At 42.1% G+C, this 24,096-nt stretch carries 20 protein-coding genes; 12 read left to right on the forward strand and 8 right to left on the reverse strand.

The window, feature by feature from the left end; translation table 11 throughout:
* Nucleotides 1-563: 563 nt before the first annotated feature.
* Nucleotides 564-4,601 carry a calcium-binding protein gene (locus H6G28_RS26610; protein ID WP_190675480.1) on the reverse strand — a complete coding sequence of 1,346 codons (4,038 nt, stop codon included), beginning with the start codon at nucleotides 4,599-4,601 and terminating at the stop codon, nucleotides 564-566.
* A gap of 68 nt (nucleotides 4,602-4,669) precedes the next feature.
* Nucleotides 4,670-5,161: a toxin-activating lysine-acyltransferase gene (locus H6G28_RS26615; protein WP_190675482.1), complete on the reverse strand. Its 492-nt coding sequence runs from the start codon at nucleotides 5,159-5,161 to the stop codon at nucleotides 4,670-4,672.
* Between the two features lie 279 nt (nucleotides 5,162-5,440).
* Between H6G28_RS26615 and H6G28_RS26620 the strand changes: the two genes are divergently transcribed.
* Nucleotides 5,441-6,409, forward strand: coding sequence for a helix-turn-helix transcriptional regulator (locus H6G28_RS26620; RefSeq protein ID WP_190593074.1), 969 nt, complete (start codon nucleotides 5,441-5,443; stop codon nucleotides 6,407-6,409).
* 11 nt (nucleotides 6,410-6,420) lie between these two features.
* Here the strand turns inward: H6G28_RS26620 and H6G28_RS26625 are convergent, their stop codons facing one another.
* The 3 genes from H6G28_RS26625 to ribBA all read right to left on the reverse strand — a co-directional run bounded on the left by H6G28_RS26625 (nucleotide 6,421) and on the right by ribBA (nucleotide 10,983).
* Nucleotides 6,421-7,944 carry a pyruvate kinase gene (locus H6G28_RS26625; RefSeq protein ID WP_190593075.1) on the reverse strand — a complete coding sequence of 508 codons (1,524 nt, stop codon included), beginning with the start codon at nucleotides 7,942-7,944 and terminating at the stop codon, nucleotides 6,421-6,423.
* Between the two features lie 572 nt (nucleotides 7,945-8,516).
* Nucleotides 8,517-8,873 carry a hypothetical protein gene (locus H6G28_RS26630; protein ID WP_190593076.1) on the reverse strand — a complete coding sequence of 119 codons (357 nt, stop codon included), beginning with the start codon at nucleotides 8,871-8,873 and terminating at the stop codon, nucleotides 8,517-8,519.
* Nucleotides 8,874-9,213: 340 nt separating this feature from the next.
* The gene (gene ribBA / locus H6G28_RS26635) at nucleotides 9,214-10,983 is read right to left on the reverse strand and encodes a bifunctional 3,4-dihydroxy-2-butanone-4-phosphate synthase/GTP cyclohydrolase II (RefSeq protein ID WP_190593077.1); all 1,770 of its coding nucleotides are present in this window, start codon (nucleotides 10,981-10,983) and stop codon (nucleotides 9,214-9,216) included.
* A 409-nt stretch (nucleotides 10,984-11,392) separates the two neighbouring features.
* On the opposite strand from ribBA, the gene argC reads away from it, so the two are divergent.
* Nucleotides 11,393-12,451 carry an N-acetyl-gamma-glutamyl-phosphate reductase gene (gene argC / locus H6G28_RS26640; protein ID WP_190593078.1) on the forward strand — a complete coding sequence of 353 codons (1,059 nt, stop codon included), beginning with the start codon at nucleotides 11,393-11,395 and terminating at the stop codon, nucleotides 12,449-12,451.
* A gap of 60 nt (nucleotides 12,452-12,511) precedes the next feature.
* Here the strand turns inward: argC and eno are convergent, their stop codons facing one another.
* On the reverse strand, nucleotides 12,512-13,789 hold the full coding sequence (eno, locus tag H6G28_RS26645) for a phosphopyruvate hydratase (protein ID WP_190593079.1): 1,278 nt from the start codon (nucleotides 13,787-13,789) through the stop codon (nucleotides 12,512-12,514).
* A gap of 462 nt (nucleotides 13,790-14,251) precedes the next feature.
* Between eno and H6G28_RS26650 the strand changes: the two genes are divergently transcribed.
* The 5 genes from H6G28_RS26650 (at nucleotide 14,252) to H6G28_RS26670 (ending at nucleotide 19,722) form a co-directional block, all read left to right on the forward strand.
* Nucleotides 14,252-14,407, forward strand: coding sequence for a hypothetical protein (locus H6G28_RS26650; protein ID WP_190593080.1), 156 nt, complete (start codon nucleotides 14,252-14,254; stop codon nucleotides 14,405-14,407).
* Nucleotides 14,388-15,074 carry a magnesium protoporphyrin IX methyltransferase gene (bchM, locus tag H6G28_RS26655; RefSeq protein WP_062290560.1) on the forward strand — a complete coding sequence of 229 codons (687 nt, stop codon included), beginning with the start codon at nucleotides 14,388-14,390 and terminating at the stop codon, nucleotides 15,072-15,074. Before H6G28_RS26650 ends, bchM begins: the two co-directional genes overlap by 20 nt.
* Before the next feature lie 207 nt (nucleotides 15,075-15,281).
* Nucleotides 15,282-15,770 (forward strand): hypothetical protein, encoded by a 489-nt coding sequence (locus tag H6G28_RS26660; protein WP_190675484.1) that lies wholly within the window; start codon nucleotides 15,282-15,284, stop codon nucleotides 15,768-15,770.
* 21 nt (nucleotides 15,771-15,791) lie between these two features.
* Nucleotides 15,792-16,172 carry a DUF423 domain-containing protein gene (locus H6G28_RS26665; protein WP_190675486.1) on the forward strand — a complete coding sequence of 127 codons (381 nt, stop codon included), beginning with the start codon at nucleotides 15,792-15,794 and terminating at the stop codon, nucleotides 16,170-16,172.
* A 535-nt stretch (nucleotides 16,173-16,707) separates the two neighbouring features.
* Nucleotides 16,708-19,722: a pentapeptide repeat-containing protein gene (locus H6G28_RS26670; RefSeq protein ID WP_190675488.1), complete on the forward strand. Its 3,015-nt coding sequence runs from the start codon at nucleotides 16,708-16,710 to the stop codon at nucleotides 19,720-19,722.
* Nucleotides 19,723-19,865: 143 nt separating this feature from the next.
* Here H6G28_RS26670 and H6G28_RS26675 read toward each other — a convergent pair whose 3' ends face one another.
* Together H6G28_RS26675 and H6G28_RS26680 are read right to left on the reverse strand one after the other, a co-directional pair.
* On the reverse strand, nucleotides 19,866-20,243 hold the full coding sequence (locus tag H6G28_RS26675) for a hypothetical protein (protein WP_190675490.1): 378 nt from the start codon (nucleotides 20,241-20,243) through the stop codon (nucleotides 19,866-19,868).
* Complete coding sequence (locus tag H6G28_RS26680; protein ID WP_190675492.1) at nucleotides 20,244-20,495, reverse strand: hypothetical protein; 252 nt, start codon at nucleotides 20,493-20,495, stop codon at nucleotides 20,244-20,246. It abuts the gene before it with no gap.
* A 218-nt stretch (nucleotides 20,496-20,713) separates the two neighbouring features.
* Here H6G28_RS26680 and H6G28_RS26685 point away from each other — a divergent pair, with 218 nt between their 5' ends.
* The 5 genes from H6G28_RS26685 to H6G28_RS26705 all read left to right on the forward strand — a co-directional run bounded on the left by H6G28_RS26685 (nucleotide 20,714) and on the right by H6G28_RS26705 (nucleotide 24,096).
* Nucleotides 20,714-21,184, forward strand: coding sequence for a hypothetical protein (locus tag H6G28_RS26685; protein ID WP_190675494.1), 471 nt, complete (start codon nucleotides 20,714-20,716; stop codon nucleotides 21,182-21,184).
* 506 nt (nucleotides 21,185-21,690) lie between these two features.
* Nucleotides 21,691-22,026: a cation:proton antiporter subunit C gene (locus tag H6G28_RS26690; protein WP_190593086.1), complete on the forward strand. Its 336-nt coding sequence runs from the start codon at nucleotides 21,691-21,693 to the stop codon at nucleotides 22,024-22,026.
* Nucleotides 22,023-23,459 (forward strand): cation:proton antiporter, encoded by a 1,437-nt coding sequence (locus tag H6G28_RS26695; RefSeq protein ID WP_190675496.1) that lies wholly within the window; start codon nucleotides 22,023-22,025, stop codon nucleotides 23,457-23,459. The genes H6G28_RS26690 and H6G28_RS26695 overlap by 4 nt, the downstream gene beginning before the upstream one ends.
* The gene (locus tag H6G28_RS26700) at nucleotides 23,444-23,833 is read left to right on the forward strand and encodes a Na+/H+ antiporter subunit E (protein WP_190593088.1); all 390 of its coding nucleotides are present in this window, start codon (nucleotides 23,444-23,446) and stop codon (nucleotides 23,831-23,833) included. Before H6G28_RS26695 ends, H6G28_RS26700 begins: the two co-directional genes overlap by 16 nt.
* Nucleotides 23,830-24,096, forward strand: a complete 267-nt coding sequence (locus H6G28_RS26705; RefSeq protein WP_190593089.1) for a hypothetical protein — start codon at nucleotides 23,830-23,832, stop codon at nucleotides 24,094-24,096. The genes H6G28_RS26700 and H6G28_RS26705 overlap by 4 nt, the downstream gene beginning before the upstream one ends.

Below are 24,096 nucleotides of genomic sequence, written 5' to 3' on the forward strand. Positions count from 1 at the left end.
TACCATTAAGCCAGAAAAAATACTATAGCAAAGTGCTGAATAGAAACCTAGTATTCTCAGGTGTTTCAACCATAAAAGGAATCCGGTTTGATTTCTGAATTTATTTGTGTAGGCAGGGAGTAGGGAATGGGGAGTCGGGAGTAGGAAAGAAGTCTGCTCTCGGTGTACTGATTTTTTCCCAAATCAAATATGAATCATATAGGAATCCGGTTTGATTTCTGAATTTATTTGTGTAGGTAGGGAATAGGGAATGGGGAGTCGGGAGTAGGAAAGAAGCCTGATCTGAGTGTACTGATTTTTTTCCCAAATCAAATATGAGTCCTATATATAATAAGTAGAATGGTGTAAATAATTTTAGTGAGGAAAGGTAGGAGGCAGGAGTAAAGAGGGTCTTAGCTTAATTAACCTTTCTTAACATAGTTTGTTTTTTCCCACCGACTTACTTAGACCTAACAAATGCTTCGACTGCTACATTAGGACTTAGGTATAAAAGTTATCTTTTCAGCAGAAAGCCTACACTTGACAGCAAGGTCAGTGTAGGTATCGTTTTATATAAACTTTAATTAAGCCCAAGTTGATTGAATGGTATTATTCAGACCAACCGCAGTTAATGTTCCTGCATCAAACTGACTCCAAGCATTAACCAATCCCTGGACTTGAGATTGCTGTAAACTGGCTCCACTATTACCAATTTGGAAAGTATCAATTCGTTGGCTAACTCCAGCAGTAAACCAATCTTTGAGAATAATATTGGCAGATTGATTAACAAAACTGACTTCCAAATCGGATGTACCTGATTGCTGAAAGCGAATTTTTTCTTTCTTAGTTTGACTACCAAAGAGTAAGACATCTTTAGAAGTGTCATCACCCTGGTTATTAATAAAAGCAGTTCCCAGTTTGTTGACAGCCCCTACAGAATTAAGGATGTCATCGCCGCCAACAACATAGGTGTCATTGCCTTGAGAACCTTTGAAAGTGTTCTGACTACCTAGGAGAATCAAGCGATCGCTACCATTTCCACCTTCAAAAATATTATTAATTCCCCCGCCAATGATAAAGTCATTACCATCGCTGCCATTAACGCTAACGCTCAGACCGACACTGAAAATAACGTCATTCCCTAATCCAGCATTGATGATGTTAGTGATACCACCAGCTAAGATGATATCATTGTCGTCGCCGGCATTGATGATATTACTTTCACCACCAGCCAAGATAGTATCATTGCCGCTACCGCCATAGATGATATTACTGTAACCACCAGCTAAGACGACATCATTACCTTCTCCACCGCGAATGATATTACTGTAACCACCAGTCAATATCGTATCATTGCCCGATCCAGCTTCAATGACATTACTCGCACCGACACTCAAGACAAAATCATTACCACCATCTGCATAGATGACATTGCTGTAACCACCAGCGAAGACAGTATCATTGCCTTCAGCAGCCCAAATAACGTTAGCTTTGCCGATACTGACGATAGTATCATCCCCCGTTCCACCATAGATGCCATTAATTTCACCACCTGCTACAATCCAGTCATTTCCAGCACCTCCCTCAACTTTTTTATTGTTCTTACCAAAACCAATAATAATATCATCTCCTTCACCACCATCAAAGGAATTCGATTCACCCCCTGCGAAAAGAATATCTTGACCCGCATCACCTTTAAGTGAGTTCTTTTTACCTAAACCCACAAGAATATCACTATCATCTCCTCCCTCAACTTTATTTTCTTCTCCTGCGGTAACTATAGTGTCTAATCCCATACCCCCATAAACACGATTCGTTTTACCCGCAGCAAAAACAAGGTCGTTACCATCCCCAGCCAGGATAAAATTCTTTTTACCTGCTCCTAAGACCAAATCATTGCCACTTCCAGCCAACAGACCATTATTTTCTCCTGCACTGACCAAGATGTCATCACCTAAACCTGCATTAGCTAGGTTTAACTTTCCACCAGTAAAGAGAATATCTCCATTGTTTTTGAAAAAGTCAAAATTATATCGAGATGCGTTGAGTGCAAATCCATTAAAATTGGGAACAGATGCAGTCGGAAGCGAAAAACTGGGTATAGTCGGTAGAGTAAAACTAGGAAGATAGAATGTAGGTAAAGTAGGTAAAGAAAAGTCAGGTAAATCGATATTTGGTAAAGACGGTAAAGATAAGTTTGGCAGGGAAAAAGTCGGTAAGGCTAACTTAGGTAAATTAGGCAACGAAAGTGTGGGCAGACTGACATTGGGAAGCTCAATCCCTGGTAAATCAGGTACAGAAATTGTCGGGAAGGATAAATCAGGTAGAGAAATATTCGGTAAAGAAATATTCGGTAAGGATAGATTCGGTAGAGAAATATTCGGTAAAGAAACATCGGGTAAAGAATAATTGGGTAATTCTAAATCCGGTAAAGAAAAAGTAGGAAGGGAAAGGTCGGGTATCGAAAAATCAACATTAAATAGGTCAAAATCGACATCAAAGGTTAAATCAGGGATAGCTACATCAATATCAGGTGGCTTGATGGCTGATACATCGAAATTCCAAATAGCATCAAAGTTGAGATCGGGAATTATTGCCTTTATGTCGGGTAAACTGATTCCACTAAAGTCGGACAAACTCAGATCAAACAGGTCATCACCAAAAGTAAAGTTATATAATCCTCCAGTAATGACAACATCTTGACCTTTGCCACCAACAACGGCATTGTACTTCCCAAGGGCGACCATGACATCATTTCCTGTAACCTGTTGAGTAGTATCGACATTACCTACATTTTTTGTATCTACTCCAGAATTAAGTTGATCTGTTTTGGCATCTTTGCCAGCATTGCTCACTTCACTGGAACCAAAGCCATTTAACCCTATTCCCAACGAGTCTCCAAAGGCAATATTACCCAATCCCGCAGCAATCATGACATCGTTGTTGCCACCACCAATCATGGCATTGACTTTACCGACAGCCACCATCACGTCTTTACTGTCACCCCAGGAAGTTAAGATGTTGTATAAAGCGCCACTAACCATCGTGGAACTACCATCGCCAACTTTGGTGAGGAGACTACCGATACCAAGGGAAACCATTGTATCGTTACCGTTCCCCACTTTGGTAAGAGCGTTGTAAGCTCCAGCAGCGACCATTGTGGTGTTTCCGTTACCAACTTTGGTGAGAACGTTCAATCCACCGACAGCAGCCATTATGTCACTACCGTCACCAGTTTTGACAAATACGTTAGCACCACCAAGACCGTAGATTTCGTTGTTACCACCAGAGTCGTAGACGGCGTTAGCTAAACCGCCAGTAATGACCTTATCATCGCCAGAACCGGAGGTGATAACATTAGCTCCACCAACAGCTTCAATAAAGTCGTTACCCGAACCCGTTTGAATTACGTTAGCTAAACCACCAGCAATGACTTTATTATTTCCAGAACCGGCATTGATGATATTTTCTGCACCGTAGGCTATGATTTTATCATTTCCCGCATATAGGTGCTTTTGTACTAATCCAAATACAGCAACTTTTTGTGTGATAGTTCCCAATGGAGTGGAGATAGATACATCTTTCCATCCCACCACATCCTCTTCCCAATAAGTCCCCTCAGAGTTAGAACCTGTAATATTGTTACCGCCGCCATCTGCTTCAATGTAATTATAGTTACTCTTATCACCTGTTTTAATGTTGTTATAACCACCATAGGCTTTAACAGTACTATCACCGTCTCCAGCATCTATATTGTTGTATCCTCCCCAAGCTTCTACATTGTCATCGCCAGAGCCAACTATGATTTTGTTCTTACCACCGTAGGCATCAACGGTATTATCACCGTCTCCAGCATTTATATCGTTCTCACCTCCCAAAGCTTCTACGTTGTCATGACCAGAGCCAGATCTGATTTTGTTCTTACCACCGTAGGCATCAACCGTATTATTACCGCTTCCAAGGTCTACATCGTTATATCCCCCCCAAGCTTGTACATAGTCATTATCTTGTTCTGCTACAACCTTGTTATAGCCACCATAGACATAAATACGGTTATCACCAGTCCCACCGTAAGCTTCGTTTTTGCCTCCGTATAGTTTAATTGTATCGTCGCCATCGTCACCATAGGCTACGTTTTTACCACCCAAGGCTTCTACATAGTCATCACCAGAACCAGCTATGATTTTGTTTAAAGCAGCGTAAGTCTTAATGGTGTCATTACCCGAACCACCATCAATATAGTTATAAGCTCCCCAAGCTTCTATAGAGTCATTACCTGAACCTCCGTAAAGCTTACTTACGCCAGAATTAGATTTGATAGTGTCATTACCTGAACCACCGTCTAGTTTGACGTAAAGTGCATAGGCTTCGAGGGTGTCATTTCCTCCATTACCGTAACCTTCACCGACAGCATAGATTTCAATATGATCGTTACCACTACCACCTTCTTGACGAACCAAATTTTTTGCAGCTTTAACACCAGCGTTATACAAGTCTTCTGAGGTATCTGCAATGTATTCTGCGCCATCTACAGCAACGTTATATAAATCTTCTCCAGCATCTACAGCATCGTCATATAAGTCTTTTCCGGCATCTACAACGTCATTTACAACTTGTCCCACAGTAAACCTCCAAAAAAATTACTATTATTTACGAGTGAAGTTCAGCTAAACGGTTGATTTGAAATGAATTATGCCGTCCATCTGTAAATGGATTTTAGAGTCCCATCAGGATTGATTTTGAGAGACTTGGCTGGTGTTCCTTTAGGAAAAATATTGGTGCGTAAATCTGTGATAATTAAACGAGCATGACCGAAGGGAGCAATAAATTCAGGAAAACACAAGTTATTTCCTCCCTGCCATTCATCAAGTTGCAAAACATATTTTTCTGTGAGAAATTTTTGCTCGACTTCATCAGTTAGCCATGCCCAATTAACAAAGCCGATGGGATTTCCGTCAATTTCGTAGTAGCGAAATTGATTGTGAATTAAGCTGGGGACAAATCGCTCGGCAATGTGGGCAATTTTATATTTGCGATGCAGTGGCGATGAAAGCATTAAGTGTGTAATTGAACCAATAAGTTTTAAAGGTTGCTGATGAGAAAATGGGGTGCTTACTTTATCTTCTTGGATGCTTTCTGGAAAGCTGCTATTTATTGTTGGTGATTCTGATATTAAAACCATTGTTTTGACAAGATTTAGTTGTTTGATTTCAGCTATTAAGTATCAATTAATGTCTGCACAAGGAAGTATGATTGCGATCGCCTGGAACGCAACTATAGAAATCTGGGTAAGTGAGTGAATGTGTTTATTTACTCATTCAAGATAAATTACATCTTCAGGGTTGTGCTATCCGATTTGCGAATGATTTGTTGCGTAAAATGTCTAGTCTCCCTAATTTTCACGATGCGTAGGAGGTGAAATCTAGGCTACAAAAGTCTTGCGGAGTTTTGGGAGGTTTTTATGGTCTGGGATATGAATCTGGAGGTCAACGATCCTGAGCAATATATTAAGTTGCTCCCAACTATCAGTAAGCACATACCCAATGCCAAAGATTATAAGATTTTGTGGCGGCTGGCTCAGTTAGAAAACTTTGACCTGCTCAATGTTGTTTGGCAAGCCGGGAGTAGTTATACACAGGGATATAATCTCCCTGGTAAAATTGTTTTTACTTTTTTTGAAGGTGAGCATCTCTTTAAAGTAGGCTCAGAAGAATTACTGATTAATAATCAACATTTGTGTATTGCACAGCAAGGTTTAGAACATATACGCCTCAAGCATGTATCTTCTTACAGTGCTTTATCAATTTATGTAGATGAATTTCGCTATTTCAGTGAACTCAGTAAATATCTGGATAGACAAATTGATAATCCTAAATTGGTGCAAGTTTTTGACCGCACAAGTGATTATGGTCGTTCTTTGTACCAAATGGTGTTGACTCTCTGGAATTTAATTGAGACAAACGGACATCCCATTGCTATCAAAAATTTGGAATTGGCGATTTTTTCTAGTTTAGTGCAAGGGCCATTTTACAAGGGTTCGGAGCGTGAGAGCGATCGCATACTTGTTCCCGAAAAAACCGCCAAAGTATCTGAAATTTCCATTGCTCGTGTACGAGAAGCCGCAGACTACATCCGAGCAAATCTGAAAAAAAATCTGACTATCGGTGAAATTGCAGCCGCAATACAATGCAGTAGTCGTTCTTTACAAACAGCCTTTGCTCGTCATTACGGTTTTTCCCCCAATGAATACTTACGTAATTGCAGGCTGGAAGCTGCTCATGTCGAATTACTCACGGGAGAAAAAACAATCACGTCTGTGGCGCTAGAATATGGCTTTTCTAACACTGGTCGTTTTGCTAAATATTTTCAGCAATACTTTGGTAAACACCCTTCCGTGATTTTACGTAATGTAGCCAAGTGCATTACCTGAATTGGTGTGAATTACCAAGAATGTAAAGCACGCAACTGTGGTGTTTTCTTCGTTTGATGAGCTTCCATCCTGGTTAGCACATCGTCTAAAATTGCCACTGCTTCGACAATATAAGGGCCTTTATTTAACATGACACATTCTGCCCGTTCGGACATGGCTGCATCGGTCATTTCTGCGCGTGATGGTAGACCATTTTTTACTAGGTTTTCTAAGACTTGAGTCGCCCAAATTACTGGTACATGAGCCGCTTCGCATAGCCACAGAATTTCTTCTTGAATTTCTGCTAGACGTTGATAACCAATTTCCACAGCTAAATCGCCTCTGGCAATCATAATTCCAAATGCTTGTTTACCTGCGGCTTGAACAATTAATTCGGGAAGGTTGATGACAGCTGTGGGTGTTTCTATCTTGGCAACGATCGCAGGTATGCGCGTAGAATTTGGTAATCTCATTGCTAATTCTTGCTGCAAAATCGCAATATCTTCTGGTTTCTGCACAAAAGAATAGCCAATAATATCAACATCATTGGCGTTAGCAGCGATAAAATCTAAATCTTGTTTATCTTTCTCGGTGAGGGGAATGAGATTTAAGTCAGTATTGGGAAAATTAATGCCTTTATCGGGACGCAATTTTTCACCTTTGGGGCGGGCGTGAGTAATTCGCAATAATGCGCCTTCTGGTGTAATAGCTTCGACAATAGCGCCAATATGACCATCATCAATCCATACAGGTGCGCCAACTTCTAATCTGTCTACTACTTGGGGTAAGGTGCAGTTAATTTGGAAACAGTGAGAATCAGTAATTGTTGGTAAATCTCGCTTGAGCCACAAGCATTCACCAGGATAAATTCGTTGTTTTGCTTGGGGCGCAATAGCATATTGAATGCGGATTTTTGGGCCACTCAAATCCATGAAGACTTGACAAGTGCGTTTCATTTCGGCTTCTGCTAAACGCACATGAGTAATCATGGCTGACCATTCCGTTGGGGTATCATGAGCGCAGTTAATTCTTACGCAGTCTGTACCTTCTTGCAGCAGATTTTTCACTAACTCATAATTAGTCGCTGCTTCTGTTGGTAATGTCACCATAATCTTGACTCGGCGTTGCTGTGAAGTATTGCCGAATAGCTCTTGAGTGTGTATTTTTAATAAGCGATCGCCTTCAAAAAATGCTTCTAGTGGTGGCTGGCTAATTTGAGCATTCAAGGTTTCGTGACAAACTGCTGCTAAAGTTGCAATCACAGCATCTAAATTAGCTAAAACTCTCGCCTCGATTCGTCCCAACGACGACAAACCCCAAGGCATTAAAGCGGCTTGTAAGGGACGCAAGTCGTGTCGTCTGAGTGCTAGATAATAAGCCAAGTTTAAACTACTATCAATAAAAGCTGGTCTTTGAATGCGCGATCGCCATTGACTAAAAATTTCTTGTCCTTCTTCATACACTGATTGCCGTAATTCTCGCAACGTAGCCAATAATATTTGCGGATTTGATAACTCTAATGCTGAATCTTCTGTTGGGAATTCAGTCAATAACATAAAGTTTCTTTTTCCTGTATGTATTGTGTAGGGTGCTGATAGGAAAAACGAGGAGTAATTGTCAAAATACTACCAGTTGTGTCAGCTAAAACATGGTAAATAAATTTACTCCTCATTCAGCTTCATACGCATACTTATAGGAGGATAATTTGAGGATTTTGTGAGGATAAAGCTTTAACAAGACTTACGCATCAAAATTGTCTGTGAAGAATGGGTGTAGGGATTTTGAACACTATTTTTGAAGTTACCACAAAAAATTTAATAGTAGAGACGTAACGCCGTGTGCAACTTTATATCAAACCTAACCCCCAACCCTTTCCCTACGAGGGAAGGGGAGTAAGATTTAAAGCCTCTCTCCGCTTCGGGGAGAGGTTTGGAGAGGGGTTTCAAGAAGAAGGCGCACATCGCATGACGTAGCATTGCTATATCTCTACTATCAAGATGTCTTTGATTGCAGTAGCCAAGGTGCTGAGGACATCAGAGAATAACTTTTCACTCTGTCACCTGTCAATGTGATTTGTATAGGAAATCACAATTGTGATTTCCTATACAAGCACTGTCTATTTCTTTCTTTAACTACCTAAATCTACCTGTAGTTCTAACCCATTATTACCATCTGTAGACTGAGCCGCAGGTAGTAAAAAAATAGAGTTATCAGGAAGTGCGATCGCTCGATTGAAACGCAGTCCATCCGCCGGTGATTTTTTTGTTTGAGTATTGTTGGAAGTGCGGTTTATTTCTCCTCCTTCAAAGAATTTCATAAAGTCATCTTCGGCTGTTCTGATCCCAATTCCTTCTAGAGAATCACTAGTTACTTTATAGTTTTCTTGGCTGACATCGGGAGCCGCTAACGACTGAGCGCGAACCGGGCTTTCTAAGCTGACAATGGCTGCAACAACTGATAAAGCAGCAATAATTTGAGCTTTCATAAGTTTTATCCCAATTCTTTTGTTGTGCTTGCTGTTATTATTTCAGCAAATAATTTTCGTAACTTTTGCTATTAGATATAATCTACCTCTGCCAGTATTTTATTTAATAGGTAAATTTCCTGTCAATGTTTTTGATGATTTACTTACAAAATACAATTTATATGTAATAAAAATTAGGGTGATTATTTTATATTTCAAATAAATATTAAGATTAAATTCAGCAAATTAAGTTTAGTAATAGCCAATTTAAGGGAGTAGGGAGTGAAAGGAGACAAGGTAGAGGGGGTAGACAAGGTAGAAAAGAAATATTCTCCCTTGTCTCCCTTGTCCTCCTTGTCCTTTACTTGGTAAAGCTATAAATCTTCTGTTTTTCCAAGCGATCGCTAATTGCAGAAGGTAAAGTATCTGAAGATAAAATTTGCCGATCAAGTTGAATTTGCAAATTGCTCAGAGGATCACAACCAGAGGAAATCAGAAATTCTAGTTTCTGAATGTAAGGTAAGGTGGTGAGATGATCCAAAATTTGGCAGACAGCTTGCACATAAGGATGACCGTTTTGCTTATACCAATCACAACTTGCAACTTTTGGTTGGTCAAAGCCTAAGTGTACTGTTAAAGATGGTTCATCGAATAATGCGATCGCTAAAGGACGAGCTTCTTCTTGCAATAATAAATCGTGGGTTTTGGCTAAATGGCGTATTTTTTCCAATCTTTCATAACGTTTCGTTACTGATTGGGGGTCATCTTGCCAATGAATTGCAATTGTGACTAGGTAGGTCTGCAACAGCATGTGACCTAGTTTTTTCGCCTTGGTTGCGAGGTAATAGGAATTGTAGTCGTTGGACTCAATTAATAACGGTACGCGGTCTACAACTTCCAAGCCATAGCCTTTAACCCCCGCAATTTTACGGGGATTATTTGTAATTAGGCGAATTTTTTGTACACCTAAATCCATCAGCATTTGCGCTCCCATACCGTAGTCACGCAGGTCAGCCGGAAATCCTAAACGCTCGTTAGCTTCTACGGTATCTAGTCCCATATCCTGCAAGGAATAGGCTTTGAGTTTATTAATTAAGCCAATCCCCCGACCTTCTTGGCGCAGGTAAACAACGACACCTTGATTAGCAGTTTCAATCATTTTCAAAGCGGCTTGCAACTGCATCCGACAATCGCAGCGCAAAGACCCCAAAGCATCGCCAGTTAGACATTCTGAGTGCATCCGCACCATGACTGGTTCATCTTTGAAATTTGCGGGGTCGCCTTTGACAATGGCAACGTGTTCGCAATTATCGAGGGTATGGCGGTAAGCATAAATTTTGAAATGACCAAACTGAGTGGGTAACTCAGCAATACTTTCCCTGATGACAAGGCGGTCATGTTGCAGGCGATAACTAATTAAGTCGGCAATACTGATAATTTTTAAATTGTGGTTTCTGGCGTACTCAATCAACTGGGGTAGCCGCGCCATTGAACCATCGGGGTTTTGAATTTCGCAAATTACCCCAGCCGGGTAAAGTCCAGCCAAGCGAGACAAATCTACAGCCGCTTCTGTATGTCCAGCGCGTTTGAGAACACCGCCAGCTTTGGCACGAATCGGGAAAATATGCCCAGGACGACGTAAATCTAAAGGTGTGGTGGCGGGGTTGAGGGCGACTTGAATTGTCTTGGCGCGGTCTTCGGCAGAAATCCCGGTGCTAACGCCTAAATGGGGGCCAGCATCAATACTAACAGTGAAGGCCGTTTGGTTAGTGTCCGTAATGTTAGTGACCATTAACGGTAAATCTAGCTCGTCTAAGCGATCGCCTGTCATCGCCAAACAAATCAGCCCTCTAGCTTGCACCGCCATGAAATTAATCATGTCAGGTGTGGCAAATTGAGCCGCACAAATCAAATCACCTTCATTTTCCCGATTTTCGTCATCTACCACCACAATGACACGACCAGCTTTGAGATCCGCCAAAGCAGCATCGATGGAATCAAATTTAAAAGTTGGTTGAGATGCAGCACTATGATCAGTGGTTTCTCCAACTTGCGGCGCTACACTCATTTGCGAGTTTTCGCCTTCAGAGGGAGTGTTATCAGACTGCCATGTAGGTTGAGGCATGGACACAAAAAACTTCCAGTTAGTGATAGTAAATTTTTTTTAACAATTCCTATATTGTGATTGTAACTCCTTTATACGGTGGAGAATACACTAGTACCGCTACGCGGAAGTCAAAATTCACCTTTCGGCTGCGCTCAAGGTAAAAAAGTCAAAAATCTCATATCACAAGCTTTTAACCAAATTTATGCCGCGTTGTACTAGCAATCTTTCGATAACATAGCCTAGCTTCTACCGTTAAAATTAGGGTTCAGCACAAAAGTGCAATCATAGTTAAAAAGTCGTAGTCAAGGGGACAGGAAGATTCACAAAGAATAAATTCAGACTGCTGAGGTAACAAAGGAAAAATGACAAATGACCCTTGACCTTTGACCATTGACTGATAAATTAATCAAAAGCGGATAAGGATTTCAAAATCATGGGCAATTTTAGGCGCGTACCCGTTGGGATTGTTGGCGCGTCAGGCTACGGTGGAGTACAGCTAGTTCGATTACTGATGGAACATCCAGAGGTGGAACTAGTTTATTTAGGCGGTGAAAGCAGTGCGGGCAAATCTTTTGGGGATTTGTACCCACATTTGGCTCATCTAGTGAATTTGCCAATTGAGGCGGTAGAGCCAGAGGTAATTGCTCATCGCTGTGAGGTTGTATTTTTGTCTCTGCCAAATGGTCTGGCTTGCCAAATTACACCGCAATTATTAGAAAAAGGCTGTAAGGTACTGGATCTGAGTGCGGATTATCGGTTTAGTGATTTGGCAACTTACACCAGTTGGTATGGACAAGAAAGAAGCGATCGCACTGCGGCGGCGACGGCTGTTTATGGTTTACCGGAACTGTACCGCGATCGCATTGCCGAAGCCCAATTAATTGGTTGTCCTGGCTGTTATCCCACCGCCAGCTTGTTAGCATTGTCACCACTGTTAAAACAAGGCTTGATTGTGCCAGAAACCGCCATTATCGATGCCAAGTCTGGCACATCCGGCGGTGGACGGCAAGCCAAAGTCAATTTATTACTGGCAGAAGCCGATAATTCCCTAGCTGCTTATGGTGTTGTGCGTCACCGTCACACCCCGGAAATTGAGCAGATTTGTAGCGAATTAGCTGGTCATGAAGTGACTGTACAATTTACACCCCACCTCATCCCAATGGTGCGCGGCATTTTGGCGACTGTCTACGCTACACTGCGCGACCCCGGCTTGGCGAGAGATGATTTAATTACAATTTACAATGCTTTTTACCGTAATTCCCCTTGGGTAAAAATCTGTGCCAGTGGTGTTTATCCCCAAACCAAGTGGGCTTGTGGTAGCAATCTTTGTTACATCGGTGTAGAAGCTGACCCGCGTACAGGTCGGGTAATTGTGATGTCAGCAATTGACAACCTAATTAAAGGCCAAGCGGGTCAAGCAATTCAGTGTTTGAACTTAATGATGGGTTGGGATGAAACCTTGGGGTTGCCCAAGTTGGGATTTTATCCTTGAAGTATGAAGTCAGAAGTGTGAAGTAGGAAATTTCAGACTTCAGACTTCAGACTTCAGACTTTATTTCACCGTACCAGCATAAATGGCGCGATCGCCTAATTCATCTTCAATTCTCAGTAAACGGTTGTACTTAGCTACACGTTCGCTGCGGCACAGAGAACCTGTTTTGATTTGACCAGCGCGGGTAGCTACTGCGAGGTCAGCAATTGTTGTGTCTTCGGTTTCACCGGAACGATGGCTGATGACTGAGCGGAAACCGTTGCGTGTTGCCATGTCAATTGTTTCTAAGGTTTCCGTCAAAGAACCAATTTGGTTGAGTTTAATCAACACGGCGTTACCAGCTTTAGTTTCAATACCTTTCCGCAAGCGGGTAGCATTAGTGACAAACAAGTCATCCCCTACCAATTGTACCCGTGAGCCAATTTTCTCGGTCAGCAATTGCCAGTTAGACCAGTCTTCTTCGTGCAACCCATCTTCAATTGACACGATTGGGTATTGGTCAACTAATTGTCCTAAATAATTGATGAACTCAACGGGAGAGTGGGGTTTACCATCGTAAACATACTGACCATCTTTGTAAAATTCGCTGGCTGCCACATCTAACGCCAAAGCGACTTGTTCCCCTGGCTTGTAACCTGCTTTTTCAATCGCCGCCACCAGCAATTCTAAAGCGACTTGGTTGGACTCTAGGTTAGGCGCAAAACCGCCTTCATCACCCACCCCAGTCAGCAAGCCTTTGTCATCCAAAACTTTGCTGAGAGTGGCAAATACTTCCGCACCCCAACGTAAAGCTTCTTTAAAAGAAGATGCACCAATGGGGACAATCATAAACTCTTGAAAATCCACGTTGTTCGCTGCGTGTGCGCCACCATTAATCACATTCATCAACGGGACTGGTAATAAATTCGCCAAAGGGCCGCCTAAATAGCGATAAAGGGGGATACCCAAAGATTCCGCACCGGCTTTGGCTGCTGCGAGGGAAACAGCCAAAATCGCATTTGCGCCTAAATTAGCTTTGTTTGGTGAACCATCCACCGCAATCATTGTGCGATCGATTAATTCTTGGTTCAACGCATCCAAATTTAACAACTTTGGAGTTAAGATTTCTTTGACGTTCTGTACTGCCTTGAGAACACCTTTACCACCGTAGCGGCTTTTATCATTGTCCCGCAGTTCGTGAGCTTCAAAAGTTCCTGTAGAGGCTCCACTGGGAACCTGTGCTAGTCCCACAGCACCATTTAGCAAATGCACCTCGGCTTCAACAGTTGGTCTACCCCGTGAATCGAGAATTTCCCGTGCGACAATTGCCTCAATGGCTGTATCTACAATGTTACTCATCTGTGCTTTGTCCTTTATTCGAGTGCGTTCTTAGAGTTGAGCGCCTTAAGTCCAGTGGATTAACCTAACCGTTAGCATAGGCTGTTCAGCGACCTGATGGGCTGAGATTAAAGAAGATTTCCAGATATAGCAGAAGGCAGTGGTTCGGCTACGCGGTAATCGAGCGAAGTCGAGATTCACCAACCGGAGGCAGAAGGCAGTGGTTCGACTTCGCGGTAATCGAGCGAAGCGATGCACTGAGCTTGTCGTTCGCGTAGCGTCTCCGGTAGGAGAAGTGTCGAGATTCACCAACCAGGCAGGAGGTAAAAATCTTACTATTGCTGCCATTCCAGCTTTCAAAATGTCCTACTTATGTAACCACGGCTATATTTTGTAAATCCCTTTAGGATATGCGAACTTTGGATTTTGGATTATTTCTGAGTCAAAAGTCAACAGTAAGCCATGTAGAATGCTGAGTTGAAAGTGCTGAGTAAACATTCTTCCCCTGCACCCTTCACCCCTGTCACCTATTCCGCCGGAAGTTTTTCGATGAAAGCGATCGCTCTTGCTGCCAACAATGATAATTTTAAGGATTGGGAACCCTTAAAAATCGAAGTTTATGAACGCAGCCGACGATAAAACGATTGTTCGTGAGTATTTCAATTCCACAGGGTTTGACCGATGGAAGCGGATTTATGGTGATGGCGAAGTCAATAAAGTCCAGCTAGACATCCGCTACGGTCATCAACAAACCGTGGATAAAGTTATCGGCTGGCTGAAAAATGATGGCAATTTATCTGAGCTATCAATCTGTGATGCTGGCTGCGGTGTAGGTAGTCTGAGCATTCCCTTGGCAACGGAAGGGGCTAAGGTTTTTGCCAGCGATATTTCTGAAAAAATGGTGGAAGAAGGCAAGCAAAGAGCCATACAAGCTTTAGGAAACGCCTCCAATCCCACTTTTGCTGTCCAAGATTTAGAATCTTTGACAGGCAATTACCACACCGTAATTTGCTTGGATGTGCTTATCCACTACCCCCAAGACAAAGCCGATGAAATGATTTCTCACCTTTGTTCTTTGGCAGAATCACGGATAATCATCAGTTTTGCCCCCAAAACTTGCGCCCTCAGTTTACTCAAGAAAATTGGTAGTTTCTTCCCCGGTGCAAGTAAAACAACTCGCGCTTATCTGCACCGCGAAGCTGATGTAGTCAAGATTATCGAGAAAAATGGCTTTACAGTCCAGCGTCAAGAAATGACTAAAACTCGCTTCTATTTCTCTCGCTTACTGGAAGCTACACGCAAGTAAGTGCTGAGTGCTGAGTGCTGAGGAGAAAAGTAGGTTGGGTGGAGCGATAGCGAAACCCAACAAAGTATGCGCGGATGTTCGATTTCTTTCCTACACCGACTTTTTTTCTATTTTTTCCCTTTAACTGAACTGTATTGACTTATAGACTGGAACGTTGATGAAAGTGAAGTTAAAATCACAAGCAAAGCCTAAATTTAAAATCGAGTTATGAAAACTGCTGAAAAATTGGCGGCGGGTTGGTTACTGACACTCGGATTCATGTTTTTGACACTTTCAGTCTCTGCGGTAATGGAAAAAAATACGATGCTAAGACCTTTGCCGTCAGGGAATGATGCAGATTCAGGACATGATTTTGTGAATAAAGAAGCTCTTTTTATGCTGGATACGACAGCAAGACAAGGTTTTATATTTGGTGTGCCAACAATGGTGTTGGGTGGTTGGTTGAGTTTATCTTTATACCGCCGGAGTAAGACTGAACAAAAAGCACTTCAACAACAAGCAAGCGATCGCCTACAATCAATTTTCTATCAAATGTTACAGCAAAATCATGGCAGAGTTACTGTTTTGGGTTTTGCAATGCAGTCACAGTTACCTGCATCTGTGGCGCGGGAATTTTTAGACGGAAAAGCTAAAGAATTCAATGCGAATTTTAAAGTCAACGAAGAAGGTTCTGTATCATATCATTTTGATGTTTAAATCTGTTGCCAAGTAATTCTGATGACGCAGATTTTTTTGAGTATAGCTGCCGTTTTAGCTGGGTTAGCCGTTGCGGCTGGGGCTTTTGCTTCCCATGCTTTACGAGATCATATTAGTGAGCGATCGCTGTCTATTTTTGAAACTGGCGCTCGCTACCAAATGTACCATGCCCTAGCACTTTTAGTAGTTGCTCTCCTCATTAGTCGCCTCGAATCACCTCCAACTACTTTAGTTGCTAGTGGATGGCTATTTATTATCGGTATTGCGATTTTCTCTGGCAGTTTATACGCTTTGAGCGTAACTGGTGTGAAATATTTAGGCGCAATCACACCATTGGGCGGTGTCGCCTTTATCGCTGGTTGGTGTGCTTTGGCTATTGCTGCTTGGAATTTGAAATTCTGAAGTTCTTCAACACCAAGAGACACAGAGTTCTATGAGTAGTAATTTGCCAAGGATTTCTAAAAGATTTTTCGTGTTTATTGAAGACTTTTAGATCCCCCTAAATCCCCCTTAAAAAGGGGGACTTGAGGAAAATTCCCCCCTTTTTAAGGGGGGTTATACCATTTCACGAAATTACTGATAGAAATCGCTTCCTCTGCAACTCTGCTTCTGGTCGCCGAGCGAAGTCGAGGCGCTACTTGCATATCCGTATCATTTTTAAAGTGAAATGGTATTAGGGGGGATCGAAATGCTACTAGGCAACTTGAGTAAGACCAAATTAAAAAATGATTGCGACAGATTGATGGCTCAAAAGCTTACCGATCAACCCTTATCCAATCCAAAATCTAAAATCTAAAATCCAAAATGGTATAAGACTTGTGTGTACACTGTAGCTTTTTAAAGTGAGGCTCAAGGAGATTAAAACAAATATTTCATGTTTCTCACACTTCCTCTAAGCTACCCTCTAAAATATCGGTAATTTTGCGGGTCTCTGCCAATGACAAGGCGCTGGTCACAAATCTGGGAACGGTTGCGGCAATCTTTCTCTGTTGAGGAAAGTCTTAATACCACAATTGACACTAGCAAAACATTTTTAGATGCGGCAAAAACTCTTCAAGAAAATGGTGCAAGTTTAGAAGTTTTAAAACCTCTACTGCAACATTCATCTTCTTTATTAGATGTGTTGTGTTCACCGTTGGCGCAGGTGATAGGGGCGGGTTTACCGTTTGTACCGATGGGCATTGCTTTGCTGAAATTGTATCGCCAAAATAGCCAGGAACAACCAACGCTAGAAGATTGTGTATTTATAGTTAGTCAAATTGCTTATTTAGAAAGCGTTAAAGAAATTTTATCTTCCGATATCAATGTAAATTGGGATGCTCATTTTCAGAGTGATGCAGCAGTCCGCCAACAACTACAAAAACTCAACGATATTGAATTAGATTATGAAGCTGCCACTAAAACAATCAACTGTTTTCATCAATCACAGTTAGCCCAAGCTTTTAATCAAGTATTATTGGCAAGGTTAGCATCTGCAAATATATCTGAGGCTGAAAATTTGACAGAACGAGTCGTTTGGAATACCCAGCGATATTTAGTCAAAGCTTGGATAGAATCAGGTGATGTTACCAAAAATGTGATTGAAGTTTCTTTTGGTGAATGGCAAAAAACACAGCAGAAATTTCAAAGTATTGATGAATATTTAAAGAGTCAGATTGCCACTAAACCAGAAGAAAAGGTTTTTAACGAAGACTTTTCTTTTAAAGATATTTATGTACCATTAAAAGCCAGAAATGTAGATAAAAATGGCAAATTAGATACTAAAACAGAACCTTTTGATTTAGAAACCTGGGCTAAAACTCTTATCCTTGCTACCAGCCCGAATACACAACGCCAAGTGATGTTTATTCAAGGCGGGCCGGGGAGAGGTAAAAGTGTTTTTTGTCGGATGTTTGCTGATTGGGTGCGGCAGAATTTACACCCTCTATGGACACCAATTTTAATTCGGCTGCGTGATATTGATGAATTTCAACCAAGTTTAGAAGAAACTTTGCGCTCCCGAATTAAAGCAGATTTCGCGCAAGGTGAGGATGGTTGGCTAACAGATAGAAACACTAGATTTTTGTTTATTTTAGATGGCTTTGATGAATTGCGAATTGAGCGCGGCAATAACCAAAGTGTAGAAAGATTTCTGCGGCAAGTCGGTACATTTCAAAATGACTATCAAGATAATAAAGCAGGTCATCGAGTCATCATTACAGGTAGACAGATGGCTTTGCATGGCATTGACCGCCTACCGCCGAACTTGGAACGGGTGGAAATTGCCGAAATGGAGGTGGAATTACAACAACAATGGTTTGAGAAATGGTACAGGATATTTCCTACTAATGAAACGCTAAACTTTATGGATTTCCTGCAAATTCCGTTAGATAAAACAACAGCGTCTCAGCAGGTTTCACAAAATAAAAAATCCTGTCCCCAGCAAATTAAGGAGTTAGCCAAAGAGCCACTGTTGCTGTATATGCTGACAGCAATGCACCGAGATAACACCTTAGATATTAATAAATTTGAGCAAGCCACAGAGACAGAAGCAAAAATATTAGTTTACGAACAAGCCTTAAATTGGGTACTAACTAAACAACGTACTGATAATCGTCACGGTAATTTAAATGATGTCCTGACTGGACAAAACAAAGACGCATTACGCCGAATTTTAGCCGAAGCCGCAGTGTGTGTGGTGCAGTCCGGGGGAGAAAGTGCTTCGATGCAGATGGTAAAAGTACGTTTGCAGCAAGATGATGAAGCTAAAGAACTCATTGCTAAAGCCGAGAAAGAACTAGGAGAAGAAGCATTAAAAACTGCGTTGGGTGCTTTTTATCTCAAATCTAATGATCATGGTGGTGTGGAGTTTTTTCATAAAAGTATTCGAGAATTTCTTTGTGCGGAACGTATCAAACAAAGTTTGGAAGAATGGACAGAACCCGGTAGACGCGGCAGAACTTTTAATGTTGATGAGCAGACAATGGACTGGGAAATTTATGATTTACTCGGTTATGGCGGACTCACACGAGAAATTGTCGAATATCTCATGGGTTTGTTAATTCCCAGTGATGAATTTCGCCCAGTGGAGTTGTTTAAGCGGTTGGAAAATTTTTATGTGCGTTGGTTTGGAGGGGAGTTTATTGACGCACCACCAGAAAACTTCCCCCAGAAAAAGATGCGGTTACTACAAGAGCAAGGAATTAAGCAAGGTCAGCGTCAGGTAGATATTTATGCTGGGTTGAATGTGATGATTTTGCTCTTGGAGTTACACCGCTATGCTCAAGGGCGGGATGAGTTGAAGCAACAAATCATTTTCTATCCATCTGGTGAACCACAAGAAGATACTAGGACAACCCAGTTACTTCGCATTATCAACTACAGTGAAGCTATTCAGCTTGGCAATTTTACGAATCTAGTAGGACAATTTCTCAGAGGTTCAGACCTCAGAGGTTCAGACCTCAGAGGAGCAGACCTCAGAGGCGCAGACCTCAGAGGCGCAGACTTCAGTCATACAGACCTCAGAAGTGCAGACCTCAGAGGTTCAGACCTCAGAGGCGCAGACTTCAGTCATGCAGACCTCAGTCGCGCAGACCTCAGAGGCGCAGACCTCAGTTATGCAGACCTCAGTGGTGCAGACCTCAGTCGCGCAGACCTCAGAGGTTCAGACCTCAGAGGCGCATACCTCAGTCGCGCAGACCTCAGTCATGCAGACCTCAGAGGCGCAGACCTCAGTGGCGTAAACCTCATCAGCGCAGACCTCAGTCATGCAGACCTCAGAGGTTCAGACCTCAGAGGCGCAAACCTCAGAGGCGCAGACCTCAGAGGCGCATACCCCAGTGACGCAAACCTCAGCGATAAGATTTTTGGGGATATAAGGTGGGATAAAAATACAAACTGGAAGAATGTGCAAGGGTTGGATACAGCAAGGAATGTACCAGAAGCCTTAAAGCAACAGTTGGGGTTGAGTTGAGAATCAATTTGCAATTTGAAATTCGCAATTCGCAATTACAAAAGGTGTAGGTTGGGTGGAATGAAATGGAACCCAACATTTCAAGAACTCGATATTGTTGGGTTTCGCTATGGCTCCACTTAACCTACATTTATTTTTCTATTTCATAGGCGAGTATCAAACACTCTCACGCCAGTCTCAAACACTCGTGGACGAGTATCAAATACTCTCGCGTCAGTCCCAAATACTCGTGGACGAGTATCAAACACTCTCGTGCCAGTCTCAAACACTCGTGAATGAGTATCAAATACTCTCGCGTCAGTCTCAAACACTCGTGAGCGAGTCTCAAATACTCTCGCGCCAGTCTCAAACACTCGTGGACGAGTATCAAATACTCTCGCGTCAGTCCCAAATACTCGTGGACGAGTATCAAACACTCTCGTGCCAGTCCCAAATACTCGTGGACGAGTATCAAACACTCTCGTGCCAGTCTCAAACACTCGTGAATGAGTATCAAATACTCTCGCGTCAGTCTCAAACACTCATGGACGAGTATCAAATACTCTCGCGCCAGTCTCAAACACTCGTGGACGAGTATCAAATACTCTCACACCAGTCCCAAACACTCGTGGACGAGTATCAAATACTCTCGCGCCAGTCTCAAACACTCGTGAGCGAGTCTCAAAAACTCTCGCGCCAGTCCCAAACACTCGTGGATGAGTCTCAAATACTCTCGCGTGAGTATTAAACACTCGTGGATGAGTATCAAACACTCGTGAGCGAGTTTCAAACACTTTGCGTTTCCTATTGTTGCAGTAGAAAATCCATATATAGGACTCATATTTGATTTGGGAAAAAAATCAGTACACTCAGATCAGGCTTCTTTCCTACTCCCGACTCCCCATTCCCTATTCCCTACCTACACAAATAAATTCAGAAATCAAACCGGATTCCTATAGTACCGATTCTTTATGGTACTAAACTGAAATCTGGAGTGATGAGGAAAAAGTTGATGCGATTGTTAATTAGTACATTAGTTGCCAGTGTTAGCCTTGGGGTATCTGCATTACCTGTCCCCGCACAACAGTCAGTGTCGGAAACTCAAGTCGCAGCGATGGTAGAAGCGTTGCGAAAAGCTGCACCCAAAACAGGTAAAGTCAACGATGGACTGTATAGCGACTGGCAAGTGCAACCTGGTACAGTCAAAGCTTGGTCGAAATTTTGCCTGAAAAAAGAAATTACACCCACACAGTTTGAAAATAATCAAGCAACTGCTCGTCAAATTATTTCTTGCATCACCCGCCGGGAGTTAGACAAACAATTACGCGCTACTAAAAATAACGAAACTGCGGCGGTTAATGGTGTCGCCTGTTGGTGGATGACTGGTAACTATACTGGTTGCAATAGTGGTTTTACTGCTGCTTACGTCCGAAAAGTGGTGGCGTTTTATCAGGAGCAACGTAATAAACCCTCTGCGACTTAATCATCAGAGTTATAAATCAAGGGGTAAAATCAAGTCAAAAGTTAAAAGTCAAAAATTTTCTGACTTTTGAATTTTGGCTTTCCTGTAAGGGTGTAGGTTTTCAAAACCCTGACACCCCTCTTTTTTGTATCATTCCTCATAAATAGCGTTTCTCTTAATATATTATTAGTGCAATGATCTGGCATTGATATATAGATAAATATCAATACTTATCCCTGATAAATTAAGATGGTAAGTTCTGACAAAGAAATGCCAAAATAAGCGAAAATGCTTATTGAAAGTGAATTAGATTTTAAATTCACGGTTGAGCAGGGTTTAAGGAAAATTATGTTCTCAACCATCTCCTGTTTAGGGAGAATTGAGGAGTATGCAGAATTTTGCATACTTCAATTGTTGTATATGCAATTGATTTTCTGTTGAGAACAAAAACCAATTAAATACACATCATAAATAGTGAATTTTTAGAAAACAAATTACATTCAACTCTCACACCACAGGCAATTATCGTGTTAGAAGCATGTATACTCGCAACCATTTTTTGCGGATTTTTCGGCATAATTTTCAAAAAGAATTTGGTAATGAAAATCATCTCGATGGATGTGATGAGTACGGGGGTGATTGCTTATTACGTGCTGATTGCTTCACGGGATGGTTTGTTTACGCCGATTCTTTCCGATGTTAAACAAAGGGCTTATGCTGATCCGGTGCCGCAAGCTGTAATTTTAACTGCGATCGTCATTGGCTTTTCGATTCAAGCCTTAATGCTGGTTGGTGTCATGAAACTAGCACGGGATAACCCAACGTTGGAAAGTAATGAAATCGAGAATAACAACACCCCATGAATACCATAACGATCGCCTGGATTGGCTTACCATTTTTTATTGGGTTCGTGATTTATTTGCTACCCAAACTAGACCGCTATCTCGCCTTGGCTATGGCTATGGCTTCGGCGGTATATGCGTTACAGCTATTTATCACACCGCCCATAACTCTCAAGTTACTCGATAATTTTGGCGTAACTTTAACAGTAGACCAATTAAGCGGCTACTTTATTTTGACCAATGCTTTGGTAACGGCCGCCGTCATTCTTTATTGTTGGCAAAGCGACAAGACAGCTTTTTTTTACGCCCAGACAATCATTTTGCATGGTAGTGTCAATGCTGCCTTTGTTGGTTCAGATTTGATTAGTTTATACGTAGCCCTAGAGGTAAGTGGCATTGCAGCGTTTCTGTTGATTGCTTATCCCCGCACTGATCGTTCGATTTGGGTAGGCTTGCGCTATTTGTTTGTCAGTAACGTGGCAATGCTGTTTTATCTCATCGGTGCGGTGTTAGTCTATCAGGCGGATCATTCCTTTAGTTTTACAGGTTTACGAGTCGCACCACCAGAAGCACTGGCTCTGATTTTTTTGGGACTCTTGACAAAGGGTGGAATTTTTGTATCAGGCTTGTGGTTGCCATTGACTCACTCGGAATCAGAAACGCCAGTCTCGGCATTGATGTCGGGAGTTGTGGTGAAAGCAGCCGTCTATCCCTTGGTGCGATGTGCGCTGATGGTGGCAGAAGTTGACCCGATAGTAAGAATATTTGGGGTTGGTACTGCACTTTTGGGCGTGTCCTATGCCGTCTTTGAAAAAGATACTAAGCGAATGCTGGCGTTTCACACAGTTTCCCAGTTGGGTTTTATTCTGGCAGCGCCAATTGTCGGTGGGTTTTACGCCCTGACTCACGGACTGGTGAAATCGGCACTGTTTTTGATTACAGGTAGCTTACCCAGTCGTAACTTCAAGGAATTGCAAAATCGACCAATCAATACGGCGGTGTGGATTGCTTTAGTAATCGCTAGTTTCTCAATTTCTGGCTTTCCCTTGTTGTCTGGGTTTGGGGCGAAGGTATTGACCACAAAAAATCTCTTACCTTGGCAAGCGATCGCTATGAATATAGCCGCCCTCGGAACAGCAATCTCCTTTGCCAAATTCATTTTTCTGCCCTTTGGGGGAGAAGGCAAGACAAAAGCCAGTTTTTGGGCAGCGATGAGTTTATTAATTGGTGGGCTGTTTATTGCCAACATTGCCTATTACGAGGCTTACACCGTTGATAACATCATCAAACCCCTCTTAACCATTGGGATTGGTTGGTTAGCTTACCTGCTAATTTTTAAACATTTAGTAATTAAGCTACCGCGTGTACTGGAGCAATTTGATCACCTGATTGGTGTGATGAGTTTAGTGTTAATGCTGCTGTTCTGGAAGGGATTTGCATGGTTGCCTATCTAAATCTGATATTGCGATTGGCTATTTGGTTTTTGCTGACTGCTAACTTCAGTGTGGCAAATATCATTATTGGCATCAGCATCGCCCTGTTACTGCCCGGTTTGCCTAAAGTCTCAGGCACTTTAAAAGATTGGCTACGTGTGCTATGGGAAATCATCGTCGCCATTCCCCAAGCATATATCGAAGCCTTGGAAATTATCTTCCGTCCCCATAACTACGAAGAAGTAACACTCGAACAAGTCAAACCACGCCGCACTCCCGGATTGATATTCCTCGATATCTTTTTGATTACCTTTACACCCAAAACAATTGTTTTGAAATATCACGAAGCAGGCTGGTATGAAGTCCACTGGGTTAGACGGAGGAAACAGACATGATTTTGAATCTGCTACTGTTTGCCATGATGGCGGCACTACTCATCCCGATGTATGAAGCTTGGCAGGATGATGATATTTGGCAAAAAATGTTGGCATTTGCCAGTATTTCCACCAAAGCAGCCATCATGATTTTAGTTGTATCTGTCTTGCGTGATGATTGGATGATTGGTGTGGTGGGGGTAATTATCCTGAGTGTGGGAAATGCGGCCTTGATGCTGTTAGCCCAAGTCATCAAACGGATGAGTGATGTTTTGCAAGAGTGA

Origin of the sequence: Nostoc sp. FACHB-190 (genome assembly GCF_014696905.1) — a bacterium.
Lineage (GTDB): Bacteria > Cyanobacteriota > Cyanobacteriia > Cyanobacteriales > Nostocaceae > Nostoc_B.